At 55.1% G+C, this 14,780-nt stretch carries 10 protein-coding genes; 8 read left to right on the top strand and 2 right to left on the bottom strand.

Annotated elements, in window-relative coordinates; all coding sequences use genetic code 11:
- Positions 1–106 precede the first annotated feature (106 nt).
- The 3 genes from nadB to CEE69_RS17490 all read left to right on the top strand — a co-directional run bounded on the left by nadB (position 107) and on the right by CEE69_RS17490 (position 4,767).
- Positions 107–1,789 carry an L-aspartate oxidase gene (gene nadB / locus CEE69_RS17500; RefSeq protein WP_099261909.1) on the top strand — a complete coding sequence of 561 codons (1,683 nt, stop codon included), beginning with the start codon at positions 107–109 and terminating at the stop codon, positions 1,787–1,789.
- A gap of 91 nt (positions 1,790–1,880) precedes the next feature.
- Positions 1,881–4,019 carry a DUF5722 domain-containing protein gene (locus CEE69_RS17495; RefSeq protein WP_233215337.1) on the top strand — a complete coding sequence of 713 codons (2,139 nt, stop codon included), beginning with the start codon at positions 1,881–1,883 and terminating at the stop codon, positions 4,017–4,019.
- A 97-nt stretch (positions 4,020–4,116) separates the two neighbouring features.
- Complete coding sequence (locus CEE69_RS17490) at positions 4,117–4,767, top strand: SGNH/GDSL hydrolase family protein (protein WP_099261908.1); 651 nt, start codon at positions 4,117–4,119, stop codon at positions 4,765–4,767.
- 184 nt (positions 4,768–4,951) lie between these two features.
- Here CEE69_RS17490 and CEE69_RS17485 read toward each other — a convergent pair whose 3' ends face one another.
- Positions 4,952–6,454, bottom strand: a complete 1,503-nt coding sequence (locus tag CEE69_RS17485) for a carbohydrate-binding protein (RefSeq protein WP_099261907.1) — start codon at positions 6,452–6,454, stop codon at positions 4,952–4,954.
- Between the two features lie 338 nt (positions 6,455–6,792).
- Positions 6,793–9,861, bottom strand: coding sequence for a DUF5060 domain-containing protein (locus CEE69_RS17480; protein ID WP_099261906.1), 3,069 nt, complete (start codon positions 9,859–9,861; stop codon positions 6,793–6,795).
- Positions 9,862–10,180: 319 nt separating this feature from the next.
- On the opposite strand from CEE69_RS17480, the gene CEE69_RS17475 reads away from it, so the two are divergent.
- The 5 genes from CEE69_RS17475 to CEE69_RS17450 all read left to right on the top strand — a co-directional run bounded on the left by CEE69_RS17475 (position 10,181) and on the right by CEE69_RS17450 (position 14,776).
- Complete coding sequence (locus CEE69_RS17475) at positions 10,181–10,696, top strand: sigma-70 family RNA polymerase sigma factor (protein ID WP_099261905.1); 516 nt, start codon at positions 10,181–10,183, stop codon at positions 10,694–10,696.
- Between the two features lie 15 nt (positions 10,697–10,711).
- Positions 10,712–11,992, top strand: a complete 1,281-nt coding sequence (locus CEE69_RS17470) for a FecR domain-containing protein (RefSeq protein ID WP_099261904.1) — start codon at positions 10,712–10,714, stop codon at positions 11,990–11,992.
- Positions 11,993–12,325: 333 nt separating this feature from the next.
- A complete protein-coding gene (locus CEE69_RS17460; RefSeq protein ID WP_099261902.1) occupies positions 12,326–12,859 on the top strand; it encodes a GNAT family N-acetyltransferase in 534 nt (177 codons plus the stop codon).
- A 71-nt stretch (positions 12,860–12,930) separates the two neighbouring features.
- On the top strand, positions 12,931–13,470 hold the full coding sequence (locus tag CEE69_RS17455) for a DUF1697 domain-containing protein (RefSeq protein ID WP_099261901.1): 540 nt from the start codon (positions 12,931–12,933) through the stop codon (positions 13,468–13,470).
- 187 nt (positions 13,471–13,657) lie between these two features.
- Positions 13,658–14,776, top strand: a complete 1,119-nt coding sequence (locus tag CEE69_RS17450) for an alpha/beta hydrolase fold domain-containing protein (RefSeq protein WP_099261976.1) — start codon at positions 13,658–13,660, stop codon at positions 14,774–14,776.
- The last annotated feature ends 4 nt before the right edge of the window (positions 14,777–14,780 follow it).

Raw genomic sequence — 14,780 nt, 5'->3', positions numbered from 1 at the left:
AAAAACGACGGCTTGGCAGGGGGCCGGTCAGCGTGAAGCCTACTGGTTACACTGTGAAATTGTCGAGAACACTCGCACTCGAATTTGTTTACACGTTGGATGGACGATGATCACACCCCGGTATCTTTTGCCGTTTGATTCGCGAAGAGCCCTTCATCGTTTCACGGACGTCCTGGTCATCGGTGGTGGTTTGGCTGGATTGCGTGCGGCCAACGCGGTGGAACCGAATCTCTCTGTTTTAGTCGTGACCAAAGACGAGCTTCGCGAGTCCAACAGCAATTACGCGCAAGGCGGCATCGCCGGGGTCTTGGATCCGGAAGATTGCTTCGATGATCATATCCGAGACACGCTGATCGCGGGTGGCAATCTGTGCGATCCCGCCGTGGTCGCTCGCGTGATTCACGAAGGCCCCCGCCGGATCGAAGAACTGATCCACTGGGGAACCCAGTTCGACAAGAGCGAAGGCGAACTCGCTCTCGGCCGCGAAGGCGGACACAGCCACGAGCGCATCGTTCATGCGATGGGAGATGCGACCGGCCGCGAAGTGATGCGAGCCGTGATCGCTCGTTCACGCGAAGCCGCCAACATCGACATTTGGGAAAATGCCTTCACCGTCGATTTGCTCAGCCAAGAGGGCCGCTGTCACGGCGCGATTGTGGTCACCGGCGATGGACGGCCGACGATGGTGTGGGCCAAAGAAACGATTCTATGCACCGGCGGAGTCGGCCAGGTTTACCGCGAATCAACCAACCCACCTGTCGCAACGGGCGACGGCACCTCCCTCGCCTATCGGGCTGGCGTTGAACTTCGCGACATGGAATTCATTCAGTTCCATCCGACCGTGCTCTACATCGCTGGTTCTTCCCGGTCACTGATCACGGAAGCCCTTCGTGGAGACGGTGCTTACCTTCGCGATGCCACGGGACATCGGTTCATGCCCGATTATGACTCGCGAGGCGAACTCGCACCGCGGGACATTGTCAGCCAATCGATCGTCAATCAGATGAACGAGACGGCTCACCCCTGCGTGTACTTGGACCTATCGCACCTCAATGCCGAGCAGGTTCGTGCCCGCTTCCCAGGCATCGCGGAAACTTGTCGCAAGTTCGGTTTGGACATCGCCACCGATCGAATCCCCGTTCGTCCGGGTGCCCACTACATGATCGGCGGCGTTCGCGTCGACATGCTTGGCCGCTCCAGTCTGCCAGGGTTGTGGGCCGCCGGTGAAGCAACCAGCTCCGGACTGCACGGCGCCAACCGATTGGCCAGCAACAGTTTGCTGGAAGGATTGGTCTACGGTGCACATGCGGGGGAAGCGGCCAGTCGTTCGGCAGCGGAAGGCCCGCATAAAATGGTCGCGCGACGCATTCAACACGCCGATCACACACTCAGCGAATCGTTCGACATCGCCGACGTGCGAGTGTCACTGAAAAGCCTGATGGGTCGACTCGTCGGTGTTCAACGCGACGCCGAAGGACTACGACAAGCCGACAGCCAAATCCGATCGTTGGCAGCGTATGTGATGCGGCATCAATTCACCAATGTCGAGGGCTGGGAATTGCAAAATCTCTTGCTGACCGCCCACTGCATGGCCTCCTCCGCGCTGGCTCGAACCGAATCACGAGGCGTGCATCTCCGAAGCGATTACCCCGAACCCGACGACGAGAATTGGCGTTGCCACCTCAGCGTCCAAGTGGACATCGACGGTGGGATGCCGCAAAAAGGCGAACCAATGACATCGCCTGTCATCACTCGAGAAACTGCCGAAGCGAAATCGACCGCCGACTGATCGCATCCGCTGTTCTTTGAAAACCAATTTGGTGAAGCGTCTTGCATCGCTCCCGCACAAACATTCGTTGCTCAATCCAACAGGGCGCCTCATGACTTCAGTTCGAAAGTTCGTACATTTCGCCGTCTTGATCACCTTCGCCGCGAGCGCCATCTCCATCGCTACCGCCCAAGAGGATTCGCCCACCTCGCCGAGGACAATCCGTTTCGACGACGAGTCGACACAACTACACGATCTGACCAGAGAGTCCGTCGAAAGTGAAGTCATCTTTCAGACAACGGGGAACGACCCGTACATCACATTCGAAATTCCTGCGACTCCGATCAAAGATCGACACTGGGTTTTGGGGATGGACGTTTTCTGCGCAGAAGGCATTCGGAATCTGCAACTCTTCTACGGAAAACCTTGGTCGGAGAAACGTCGTGTCGACTTGCCTCACCTGAGCCGTTCCGAGGGTTGGACCACCTACGCCTGCGACTTGTCACTCGGCCAAGAATTTCTTCGAGAAGATGCACCGCTGTGGCTTCGTCTCGATTTTGGAAACGCTGCCAACCGACGCTTCCGCATTCGAAACGTTGTTTTGCGTCTCGAAAACGAATTCGAACTTGAAAAGCGTCACCAGAAGGCACAACGCATTCAGCAACTGCAACAACTCGACGAACAGATTGCCTCTTACTACCAGACACAATTTCCGATCGAGATCACCAACGTTCGTCACGACAGCGATCAGATACTCGTCGACGGAAAAGCGGTTGGCAAACTATCCACCGCCAATCTCAGCTTGATTGTACGCGGACTGACCGATGTCTCTGCCGCTTCCGCCAAGGTCGGATCGCGATCAATTGTTCGCCCGGTTCGAATCAAGGCGGACGGAACGTTTGAAGTACAAATCCCCGCAACACCCCATTCGTCGCTTCGTGATACAGGAACACGCTTTCAAGTCGTTTCGATCTCCAGCCAGGTTGACTCGGATGGCCAACGATCCACGACTCCGTTTTCAGCCGTCCATCACGTCGATGCTTACGACGCCGACGAAGCAAAACGGCTGGCACCCACGCCGACACTACAAGCGGCGAAGGGCATGACGTGTTTGTCGGAACTCACACCGGAACACGTCAAAGAACTCGACTTGAAACATGGCTCCGTCAACATTGTTCTCAATGGTTTGCTGTCAACGACTCCACGTCGCGGCTACGAATCCATGATGATTCGCGGTCGTGAGCTCTACATCAACCATGGTGCGATGAAGCACCTGGATCGGCGTGTGCAAATGGGGCGTGACGCTGGATTGGTGATGGCGGGCATCTTGCTCATTCCCAATACCTCAAAAGCGAAGCGTCGTTCCGAATCGCCCAGCCTACAGCACCCTGATGCCGACCCAGCCGGCGCCTACACGATGCCTAACTTGGTCGATGAAGAGTCCGCCAAACTCTATGCGGCCACGCTGGACTTTCTTGCCCATCGATACAGCGAAGGGAACCTGCGCATCGATCACTGGATCGTTCACAACGAAATCGACGCCGGGTGGCAATGGACCAACATGGGCGAGGTCCCCATCAATGTGTATTTGGATCACTACTTCCGATCGTTGCGAATGGTCGATGCCGCCACTCGACGAGTCAATCCGCACGCACGGTCGTTCATTTCGTTGACTCATCATTGGAACCTTCACGATCCGCCGCATTGGCGTTGGTACCGTTCCAAGGACATCATTGAGGCACTCATCCGCCATGGCGAAGTCGAAGGCAACTTTGCCTGGGCATTGGCGCATCATCCCTATCCCGAAAGTCTTTGGGAATCGGACACATGGAATGATGACGTCGAATTCTCAATGAACGCGACCATGTTCACGCTCAAGAACTGGCGAGTTTTGGATGACTACCTTCACACGTCTCGAATGCGAGATCCGGATGGCAACGTCCGCGCGGTCTTGCTCAGCGAACAAGGTTTCCACGCATCCGAAACGAATCGCGAATCGTTGAAACAGCAAGCCGCCGCTGTGTTCTACACCTTCGACCAAATCCAAAGATGCTCGTCAGTTCTCGCCTTTGACTACCACCGACCGGTCGATTCACGATCAGAAGGCGGACTGCATCTCGGCCTGCGAGGACTCGGATCGCCCGAGCACCCACGCGGAATCGCGAAACCGGCATGGGAGGCCTACAAGTCCATCGGAACAGAGTTTGAATCGGAGGTTCGTTCGCAATACGAACTGCCGTGGGAACGCTGAACAAGCTCTGTACGACAAAACGCGTCTAACAAGATCGACAGGGAAACGCCCAACTCGACTGGGTATAAATTCGCGACTCACATGAAGGCTCAATGGAATGCACCAGGTACTCGTTTACGCTGATTCGCTCAGTTGGGGAATCATCCCAAACACTCGGCGTCGTCTTGCCTACCAAGATCGCTGGCCGGGACGGATGGAGTTTGAGTTGCAGGATAGAGGGCTGAACATCAGAGTCATTGAGGACTGCCTGAATGGTCGTCGAACGGCGTGGGACGATCCGATCAAACCTGGACGAAACGGGCTCATTGGTTTGGAGCAAAGAATTGAAGTCAACTCGCCACTATCAGTCGCGATTCTCTTTCTTGGCACAAACGACTTTCAATCTTCTCACCGGGTCGATGCAGGCCAATCAGCACGAGGGATTGCAGCGCTCGTCGATGCCATTCGACGTTCGCCTATCGAACCGGGAATGCCCATCCCGGACATCCTGCTGATCGCCCCTCCAAAGATCCAAACTGCAGTGGGCAGCATGGCCGAGAAATTCGAGGGTGCCGAGACAAAGTCCGCCGGGCTTTCAGAGTCAATCCGAAAGGTTGCAATTGAAAAGCAATGCGACTACTTCAATGCAGCTGAAGTCGCAACGACCAGCGTGCTCGACGGCGTCCACCTCGACAAAGACCAGCATCACGAACTCGGTATCAAGCTTGCTGGCGTCGTTGAAGATATGTTGACGCGAATTGAAAGCTGACCGACACCGGTCAAACTCGATCTCCGTATTTAGGTCCGCAGGATCAAGCAAATGATTTCCAAAGCGATTCAGCGTCGCATCGCTCAACCGGATGTGCTCACTGAAATTCAGTATCCAAAACGAGTCGGAACCGCTTCTTCAAAAAGTCCAGACTCGTGAGATTGTGGATGAAAGCGGGGGCCAGCTATTGGCCAACTTCCAACAGTTCGAGGACGTCATCAGCGCTGAGTTCTCGGTACAACACAAATTGATCGAATTGCAGTAACTCGGATCGCCCGGAAACCTGCATTGTGTAAGTGCCCGGTTTCGGGAATTCGACGTTCAGCCATGAATGTTTATGGTGTGCCTCGATTTGTCCGTTCATGCCGAATCGCCCTTTGCTGCGGCCGAAGTATTTGTGGAACCCAGTGATCGTTTGCCCGTTCCCCTTCTGGATCGCATCGGGAAAGCCAATCCAGATGTCGTTTGACTTGTCGCCTTCGGCATCAGACGGCTGACGCATGTACGATTTCACCACATAGGTGCCTGCTTGGGGAACGTTGATCTGCTTGGTGATCGTGTGCGCGTCTTGGGCGGCGGCGTAGTGGTTCTTCCCTTTGAATTGAAGGTACGCGCCACCCGACGCATCGGCCGACTCGATTAACGCCCAGTCGCCATTGAGCGGGAAGTCTTCCGCTTCGATAGCTAGCAAGTTGCCAGATTGAACGGCGTTGTTGTAATTGATTTGAAGTTCCTTTTGACGCTCGAGCGTCTTGTTCATTTGGCTGCTGCGGTTGTCCAATTGTTGCGCGTCGACCGGAATGCCGCCGCCAAGAAAGGCTTGGAATTTGGCTGGACTGCCATTGGCGTCACCGGTGATCAAAAAATAGATCATCCCGGCGTCTGAGATATCGGCCTTGTTGTGTTGATGCATTTTCATGCTTTCCCAAATCCAGGCGACATTGGGGTCGCGGTGGTTTTCTAGCCAAGCCCACGGTTGCCAGTCCTGGCCCGTGTGCCAGCCCACCTTGGGATTGTCCTTGGGGTAGTTTTGATCCTTGATCCGCTTGAACTGAATGCGGTTGCCGCTTAGTTCAATCACCTGCTCGATCGTATGGTGACTGGGATGTCGCAGATGGTGGTCGTTGTAGTTGCTGTGTGATAGCACGCGGACATGATTCAGGGAGTCGGCGTTGCCTTCGTTAACAACCCGTTGAACCGCCTGGTAGATGAACTCGGATGGGCCCATATTCACAAAGTAGAGCGGGTCGGATTCAACTGATTTGGCCAGTTCGTCTTTCAAATGTTCGATCGCGTCTTCTTTGCGGACGCCGACGTCGAAGAATACGTCCGCGTCGAATCCCCATCGTGCGATCGCCCCTTGGGTGCCTTCTTGCATGAAGTTGCGGGCCGTCGTGTGGGCTGGCGAGGGCATGAAGTTGTTGTAGGAGAAGTGAACCAGTTTGGGTTGCAGGTTCATCTTGGCCAAGATCGCCAATGTCGCCGGTGTCGCGCCCCAATCATCGGGGTCGGCGGTGTTGTAGGTTCCTTCGTAATTCAGGTCAGGTTGATTGTTGCCGTCAGCGCTAATCGCAATGCGGTGCTTATCGTAGCCCCAGCCTTGGGCAGGGAGGCTGGATGCGTGTAGGCACAAACACAGTGAAACGAGTGCGAAGAGGGTGCGAGCAGATGGGCCCCAATAAGGCATTTTTGTTCTCCAAGGGAAACGGGAAGTTGTTTGGTTGGTGGGAAGGGGAGCAACGTGATCGGGTTGCGGTGTGCAGTCTGCGAGGTGGCGAGTAGAGCCGTTCAGGTGAGGCTGAGGGGCAGGACAATTCTTGGGAAGCGGCGTGTCCCTGAAATCACCCTGAACGCTCGCTTTCCGACCCGTCCCAACTTTCGTCGGGCGAGGTTGAAATGCGAAACAGGCACCCGCCCTTTGAAGTGGCGCGACCTCGAGAAGAGAGGAACGCGTTGGGGCGTTGGGGCGTTGGGGCGTTGGGGCGTTGGGGCGTTGGGGCGTTGGGTGTTTCGGTCTTTCGCTGGCTATCGCATTGGACTTGCGATTGGGCCCATTTCGCTGTTCTTGCTTTTCAAGAACTGCGGCGTTTGGGTCAGCAGGAATCGGTCGAATTCGAAACCGTCTTCTCGCATTGAGAACATGACCGTGTGTCGGCCGGGTTCATCGATGTCGAGCCAGATCTTTCCTAACACGCCGGTGTGGACCTTTTCCGTTCGCTGGCGAGAATCCCATTGCCATTGACCGTGCTTGCCGGTCCACTGCATGCGAGCACCGGATTCGGGCCATTGACCGTCGATCCCCACGTGCAAACCGTTGTCCTCCGAACCGGTGCAGCACATCCGCACCCACACGTAGTAGCGGCCGGGTTCGGTGATTTCGACCGGGTAGTACAGAACGCTGCATTGGCCCGGCGTGTTGCTAAAGCTGACGCCATTGACCAATGGGTCACTGTGTGTGACCCGCGTGTCGGGGAGGATTTCAAGGTAGGCACCGTTGCTGGCACCGTCGGCATGGTTGGGGTCCGGATCAGGTAGGATGCCCGGTGTCGTTTCGCTGCGGGTCACGTACCACTTGCGATGGTCCTGGCGATCGACGGCGTCGAAGTCTTCGGCTTCCACCACGACGATGCCGTCGGTTTGTCGAGAAACGCGTTTGGCTTTTGACGGGTCATAAGTGAAATTGAAGGGAGTCTTAGCGGAAGACGCGGCGTTTGCGTTCTTGGTTTTGCTGGATGGTTGTTTGGCCGGTGTTCCCGCTGACGATCCCGGTTGCACGATGGTCACTGAACGCCAACGTCCTCGTGAAAATGCAAACGCATCGCCTTCAGGGATCTTGCCGTTGGATGCCGAATTGAATTCGACGCGAATGGTGTCACCGGGGTGCAAGTCAACTTGCTTGAAGTGAGTCCGGTTGGGCGCATAGTCTTTGGCGGTTTCCGGATTTTGGACTTCGCCGACGAGTTTGCCGGCCACAAGAAGGCGGTAGCTTGACTCGCCGTCCGTTTCCGTTAACGCGGTGAGGACCAAGTCGAAGGTGCCCGCTTGGCCTTGGTATTGTGCCTCGGCGGCTGCAAACTTGTCTTGGAACTTGGCTGCGTCGATCGCCATCGCTCGCCGGTTCTTGTCTTTGTAGCCAGGCACAAAATCGCCTTCGGTTACAAACTGGAAATCGGTCAGAGCGTTCAGGACGAGTGCCTCATTTGCCGAACTTCGTGCAGTTGAGTTCGGATTCGATTTGTTTTGAGGCGACGCGTTCATGGCGGTTGTGTTGTGTGCCACGGCTCCATGGGTTGGCCGCAGTACTGCGAGCCAGTCTTGGTCGGAATCCATAGGCGGTTGGCCGAGATTGACTTTGTCGCCGCCGTTGACGGTTTGAACGGATCCCGCTTGCAGGTCGCCTCCGGTGCGGGGGTTGAACCAAAGGATTTCAAACTCCCGATCGACACCGTTGAGATCGAGAGTCGTTGTGTCGGCCTGTTTCAGGTAGACGAGATACAGTTTTCCGGCGTCCGCGAAGCAGTAGCCGTTTTTCGTACCAAGCAAGTCGTTTGCGTTGGTCATGTTTTGAAACGGGATCTTTTCATTGGCAAAGAATTTCAATGCGATCCGGCATTGCCGCCACATGTTTTCGCGAACCCGATAGTCCTGGCACGTTAGATCGCTGTGAGGGTGCTTGTAGCCAAAGTACCATTCGACGCCGGCTCCACCGGCCATGAAATTACCCCACAAAGCGTTCTGGCGAGCGTTGTTGCGAGTCGGATCTTCTTCGTCGGTGACAAGTGAATGTTGTGCATCGCCAGGTTCGTCGCACGCGACCACCCAAGGTTTGCCGGCCTGCACCGAACGACGAAGGTAGTCCAGCGTTTGTCCATGGACATTGCGGAAGTCAGGCTTGTTCGTTTGCAGTGAAAACCCGGTCAACTGGGAAGCGTTCCCCAGCATGTCGTAGTGTCGGTTTCCGTTATGGATCACGATGTGATGTTGGTACGGATCGTGATTCCAAAAGTACTTCGCCCAGGCAACTTTCTTTTCCGTGCTGACCTTATGGCCCAGGCCGACCTCCTCGCCCAGGTTCCAGTTCATCGCTAGGTGGTGGCTGAAGCGTGCGATCAGTTCCCGGTAGTACAGCTTGCGTTGTGGTCCTGTTTCGCCGTTGTCGAGCAGGTTCACGTTTTCAGCTTCTTGAGTTTTGAAATGCAAGTACATGCCCATCTTGTCGCCATGGGACAACACGATTTCCCATTGATCCATTCGCGAACAGTCCATTCGTGAACGTTCGTCGTATGCGGTATATGGGAAAACGTTGCGATCATCGCCCTCGATATTGAGAGTTAGAAATGAAAAAGCATTCAGTCCTTGGGAAGCAAGGTAGTTGATCGCACCAATGATGCCTTTGCCCTTGTCGCCTTGCCAGGTTGGGTCACCTGACATCCAGTCTTGAACGTGAGGTTGCCAGTCTTTGACAAGATTGTCCTTCTTTCCATCGGTTTTGAAGTCGCCATCGAAATCACGGTAGGCCAGGAAGTTTTCGGGGGCGTCCGCGCCCGCTTTCAAGAAGTACTCTTCAGTGCCGGCGAATTGCAGGTGATGTTTGCCAACGTAGTTCAGTCGACCTTTGCCACGGAAATCGCGTCCTGACTTATCCGTCGCTGCGATTGTGATCGTGCCCTGCAAACCGTCGACTGATTCGACTGGCGTGCCTTCATTTTCGTCGTCTGAAATCGCGACGCTAGGCCCTTTCCGAAAGGAGATCTTGTACGTCCATTCGCCAGCATGGTCGGGACAGAGGTGGGCTCGCCATTTGTTCCCCGAGGTTGCCGAGGTGTTGGCGGCGTCACCGTCAGCAGCGAAGTAACCCGGCACGATGTAAGACACGCCTGAATCCGCGTTCATGAACGCCACTTCCATCCGGTAATCGAGGAATGGATTGGGAGTGCCCTGTTCGGAGGCTTCCGGGCCATCGACGGTTAACGTGACCGCATGCCATTGGCGAAGTTCCCCTGAAAGGGAGACGTCCGCCGCTTTGGCTGCGGCGGGAACGCTGAGGTTCCCAATGGCGATGAGAGCACAAACGAACACTGAAATACGTTTCATTACTGGAGCCTTCCAATCAAACTTAGTTGTAATCCGACAAAGAGCGTGGGCTGACATGAAGCCTTTCAACGGTCTATTGTCGGAACCGTCCAAACGTGCACAAAAAGAATTCGATTTCTGGCGAAACTTTCCCCGCTTGGTTCGTGAGGCAATCAAGTTTTGAAAAATGGAGGATTTCGTGTGCACGCTTTGCACGGACCGAACAAGTAACTACAGCGGACATTCCGTTAGGCCGAAAAGGCATGTGCTCTATCGTCGTTGCCCTATCGTCGTTGCTGGAACCGCCGCAATCTGTCACCACTACCAATGATTCGCTTTCATGAGTGACCCTTCCTTTCAATCGTTTTTGAACATCACCGAGAATCGGTCGCGAATCTTTGCGATGATCGTAGCGATGGTGCATGACTTCGATGTGGCGGAGGAGTTGTTCCAGGAAACGGTGGTCGAGATTCTAAAAAGTGAGGACACGTTTGATCCTTCACGCCGATTTTTGCCCTGGGCGTGTGGCGTCGCCAAGCACGTGGTTCAGCGGTATTGGCGACGGCAAAAACAAATGCCAACCAGTGGTGTGAACACCATGTTGGCTGAGCTTGCGATGGTCGCCGTTGAAGGTGACGACGAGGTATGGCGAGGCGAACGGGTGGCCTTGCGCCGTTGCTTCCAAAAGTTATCGCCCAACATGCAGCGTCTGTTGCTGTTGCGGTACGGGCAGAACATCAAAGGGCAAAACTTGGCCGAGCAAGCATCCATGCGAGCCGGGTCGATCCGCACGACGCTGACCCGACTTCGTTGTCAACTTCGACAGTGTATTCACGCACAGACAGTCCAGGTGTAGGGAGAGCTTTGAATCATGGATCAACAGTCTTTTGACGAACTGGTAGCGGCGTACCTTGACGGCTCGCTTGATGAACAAGGCATCGAAACGTTGTTGCGGGCGGTGGAGTCGTCGGCGGATTTACGCAGGCAATTCCAGGAAGAAACGCGACTGAACGTGTTGTTGCGTGAATCGATGAGTGAGCAGGTTGAGATCAACCTGATGCAACAGAACGCCACGCCAGCGATGCCAAAGCGGACAGCGCCCCCGCCGCTTCGTTCTTTTGCTTGGCTCTTGCTTGCCAACGCGGCGGCTTTGTTGATCGTGTGTGGAATCTATTTTTATCGCAATGCCACGCCAGAGACCTCTCCGCCGTTTGGAATCTGCCTTACCGTTTCGGGTAGCGGTGAAGCACAGGTGGAACGATCCGCAGGTGTTTTTCCTTTAGCCCCAGAGACACACGTTCGTGTTGGCGACAAGGTCGTGTGCGGGGAGCATGCTCGGGCGGTGTTGAGGCTGGTCGATGGTTCTATTTTATCGTTGGACAAGGGGACGCGGGTGACGCTTGCTTCGGCTCGTCCGGAAGTCAACCTAGACCAAGGTGATGTGCTTTTTGAAGTTTCGGACCGAAGACCTGATGAGCTGCCCTTCCAAGTGCACACGAGCCTTTCGACCATTGACGTGATGGGGACCATTTTCGGTTTGGCGGATGACGGACAGACGAAGTTGGAAGTTTACGAAGGTCGCGTGAGTATGATCCGGCACAGTGATCGCAAGCGGATCGAGGTGGGGTCCCAGCAGACCGTTTCGACGAAGGACGCGTCCTTCGCGGTGCAGGACATTGCCATATCAGCACAACAAAACACTCGGCTTGTGCCAACGGATGACATGACGTTGGGCCGGGGAAAGCTCGCCGCCAACAGCAGGCAATTGAAAGTCGAAGGGGGCAAACGTGTAATTTACCTCCGTTTCGTCGTTCCCGAGTTGGGCGCACTGCAGACGGCGAAACTGCAATTGACTCAAGAGATCGACACCGGGTCTGGCAAGCTGCAAGTCCACCTTGGTGAACACAGCGATTGGGATGAGGCAAGCCTGACCCACGACAACGCCCCGGAATCAATCCAATTGGTTGACGAACACAGTGGCGTTGTGACCGACGGGCAGGTGGTCGAAATGGATGTGTCCAAGGTTGTCACGCAACCAGGTCCGTTGACGTTGATTTTGACCCTGGACAAGGATAAAGAAAACGATATCTGGTTTGGTTCAAGGAAAGGCAATCATCCGCCGCAGTTGATTCTTTCCACTGCGGTTATTTAGACGGTGATTGTCGCAGTAACGATTCAGCTAATTGCGGAAGTGGTGGCATGACGCCTGTGTTTGCGTAGTCCGCCTTGCTCGACGATGACTTTTGACGTTGCAGATTCTTGGCGTCACGGTACACGTCAACCAACCGACGCGAGAACGATGTCGACTCCGGGGGATCTCCGTGTTGTTCACTTCTTGCCTTTGGGTTTCTTTGGCACGGCAGTCGGCCTATCGTAAGGCGGTATCGCTGAGGAAAGCGTGTTAGGACCAGTGTCTTGGCTCCATCCAGGCCCCAATAGCAGACCGAAATCGCCTTCGACGAATTGAACGGAATAGGCAAATGTCATGGCTACTACATCGTCCTATTCAATTGGACCAGAAACGGCGCGTCTCGTTCATCGAGCCTTCACGGTTGACGACGCGGAACTTGCGTTTGAGCTCAATAGCAATCCTGACGTCCTGCGATACACCGGCGATGCACCTCTGAGCTCGGTCGCAGAAGCCAGGCAGTTCATCGCCGACTACCCGGATTTTCGAGAGTACGGATACGGTCGATGGGCATGCGTCTTGAAGGAATCGCAGACCGTTATCGGGTTCTGCGGTCCGAAGTATTTGCCGGACCTGGGTGTCGTCGACATAGGATATCGCTTCTTGCCAGACCACTGGGGTCGCGGGATAGCAACGGAAGCTTGCACGGCTTGTCTGAAGTTTTGCCTCGAAGTTATCGGACTGCGACACATCGTTGCGTTTGTCATGCCGGAAAACATCGCCTCCATCCGCGTGCTAGAAAAGTCTGGCATGACCTACGATTGCGATTTCAACTACGACGGAATCGCGACGCATCGTTTTGTGTTGGACATTACTCAAGCCGAACAGTGAACGGCGGATCAGCGTCTTCTCACGTTCCTCGGCAAATTCGCCTCGCAACAAATCGTACCCGTTGAGAAAAAATGAATACCTGGATCGCTCTTTTTCGCGGCATCAACGTGGGTGGCAAGAACAGAGTGCCGATGGCCGCGCTGCGTTCAATGTTCGAATCAGTTGGCTGCAAAGCTGTTCGAACCTACATCCAAAGCGGGAACGTTGTCTTCGAGTCCAGGTTCAGATCGAAACGTGAACTCACTAGACGCATCTCCGATGCGACAGGAGAGCAGTTCGGCTTCTACCCCGACGTTATCCTTCTGAACAAAGACGAATTTGCAATTGCCGTCGCGACGAATCCTTTTGCGGACGCTATTTCGGCTCCCAAGACAATGCACTTCTTCTTCCTGGCAGACTCGCCGGTCGATTTCGACTCCCGGGAGATGGCGAAAATTGCGATTGAATCGGAACGGTACGAATTGATTGGCGACATCTTCTACTTGCACGCTCCTGATGGATTTGGAACCTCCAAACTGGCCGCCAACATTGAGCGTAGACTGGGAGTGGCGGCAACCGCACGCAACTACTCCACGATCGCAAACATTGTGACGCTCATCGAATCGCAATAGTCCGTCATTTTCGAAGATGGGGCGAATGCTTACGAGAAGTGGAAGAATTAGATCGAGACCGCGAGGCGAAGATGCGGAAGCTCTGTATCAAATATCGAGTGATTTGATTCGCGGAAGACTGGTTCGCTATCATGCGGGGAATCATCCAATTGCACACGTCGACCAGCAAAACACCGCCGAGCATTCCATGACTCACAGCTCCCGTCCTTTGATTCACGCACTCGTGGTTTTCGTTGCCGTCTTCACTTGGGCGGCGATGGCGCCCGCCCAGCAGCGAGACCCTTCCTCAATTAAAAACCGTTTGGAAGGCGACGATTCCAATGACGATGGCAAAGTCACTCTCGATGAGTTCAGTGGACCCGATCGGTTGTTTCAACGTCTCGACCGCGATGGTGACGGCGAGATCGTGATCAAAGAGGTGGTGACGACAATGTCCGCGCGACGTCCTGCCAACAATCGCAATGCCGCTGCAAATGCGCCGCGAGGCGTCATTATCAAACGCGACGTCATCTTTGGAAAGGGTGGTGGCCGGGACCTGAAAATGCACATCGTGCTGCCAGAGAAGAAGTCCGATGAACCGTTGCCCGCGTATGTTTGGGTGCACGGTGGTGGCTGGCAGGGTGGCACCAAAGAAGGTGGCGTCGGCCAAGTTGCAAGGGTGGTGGCGAAAGGCTTTGTCGGGGCAACCATCGAATACCGCCTGACAGGTGAAGCACCCTTTCCGGCACAAATCGAAGACTGCAAGTGCGCGATTCGATACCTGCGAGCGCACGCGGAGGAGTATGGAATCGATCCAGACCGCATCGCGGTCGGCGGTAGTTCCGCTGGCGGCCATCTGGTCGCGTTGCTCGGAACCAGCGGCGACGTTGAGGAGCTCGAAGGAACCGGCGGATGGCAGGACCAATCCAGTCGCGTCCAAGCTGTCATCGATCTTTACGGTCCCACCGACTTCTCAAGATTTGTGACCACCAAAGGGTTTGAATCTCACAACCGCGCCGGTTCACCCGAATCCAAGCTCCTCGGGGGCGGTGTAGTCATCGGGAACGACGATGGAATCCGCCGGGTCAACCCGATCACGTACGTCGACGCAAATGACCCTCCATTCTTGATCATCCATGGAACGAAAGACCCGACCGTCCCGGCGAACCAGAGCCAATTGATGCACGAAGCACTCGAAGCCGCCGAAGTCGAATCGAAGCTGCATCTCATCGAAGGTGGCAAACACGGAGGCAAAGAATTCGGGTCTCCAAAGATTCGTGAGATGATGCAGACGTTCCTGACAGAGAATCTTCAAGCGTCCGAGTAGTTCT

It is taken from the genome of Rhodopirellula bahusiensis (genome assembly GCF_002727185.1).
Taxonomy (GTDB): domain Bacteria; phylum Planctomycetota; class Planctomycetia; order Pirellulales; family Pirellulaceae; genus Rhodopirellula; species Rhodopirellula bahusiensis.
This window is presented reverse-complemented; position numbering and strand designations above follow the sequence as displayed.

Excerpts from the sequence above, each read along its gene's own strand:
- nadB (WP_099261909.1), top strand. The coding sequence starts at position 107 with ATGATCACACCCCGGTATCTTTTGCCGTTTGATTCGCGAAGAGCCCTT.
- CEE69_RS17495 (WP_233215337.1), top strand. The coding sequence starts at position 1,881 with ATGACTTCAGTTCGAAAGTTCGTACATTTCGCCGTCTTGATCACCTTC.
- CEE69_RS17490 (WP_099261908.1), top strand. The coding sequence starts at position 4,117 with ATGCACCAGGTACTCGTTTACGCTGATTCGCTCAGTTGGGGAATCATC.
- CEE69_RS17485 (WP_099261907.1), bottom strand. The coding sequence starts at position 6,454 with ATGCCTTATTGGGGCCCATCTGCTCGCACCCTCTTCGCACTCGTTTCA.
- CEE69_RS17480 (WP_099261906.1), bottom strand. The coding sequence starts at position 9,861 with ATGAAACGTATTTCAGTGTTCGTTTGTGCTCTCATCGCCATTGGGAAC.
- CEE69_RS17475 (WP_099261905.1), top strand. The coding sequence starts at position 10,181 with ATGAGTGACCCTTCCTTTCAATCGTTTTTGAACATCACCGAGAATCGG.
- CEE69_RS17470 (WP_099261904.1), top strand. The coding sequence starts at position 10,712 with ATGGATCAACAGTCTTTTGACGAACTGGTAGCGGCGTACCTTGACGGC.
- CEE69_RS17460 (WP_099261902.1), top strand. The coding sequence starts at position 12,326 with ATGGCTACTACATCGTCCTATTCAATTGGACCAGAAACGGCGCGTCTC.
- CEE69_RS17455 (WP_099261901.1), top strand. The coding sequence starts at position 12,931 with ATGAATACCTGGATCGCTCTTTTTCGCGGCATCAACGTGGGTGGCAAG.
- CEE69_RS17450 (WP_099261976.1), top strand. The coding sequence starts at position 13,658 with ATGACTCACAGCTCCCGTCCTTTGATTCACGCACTCGTGGTTTTCGTT.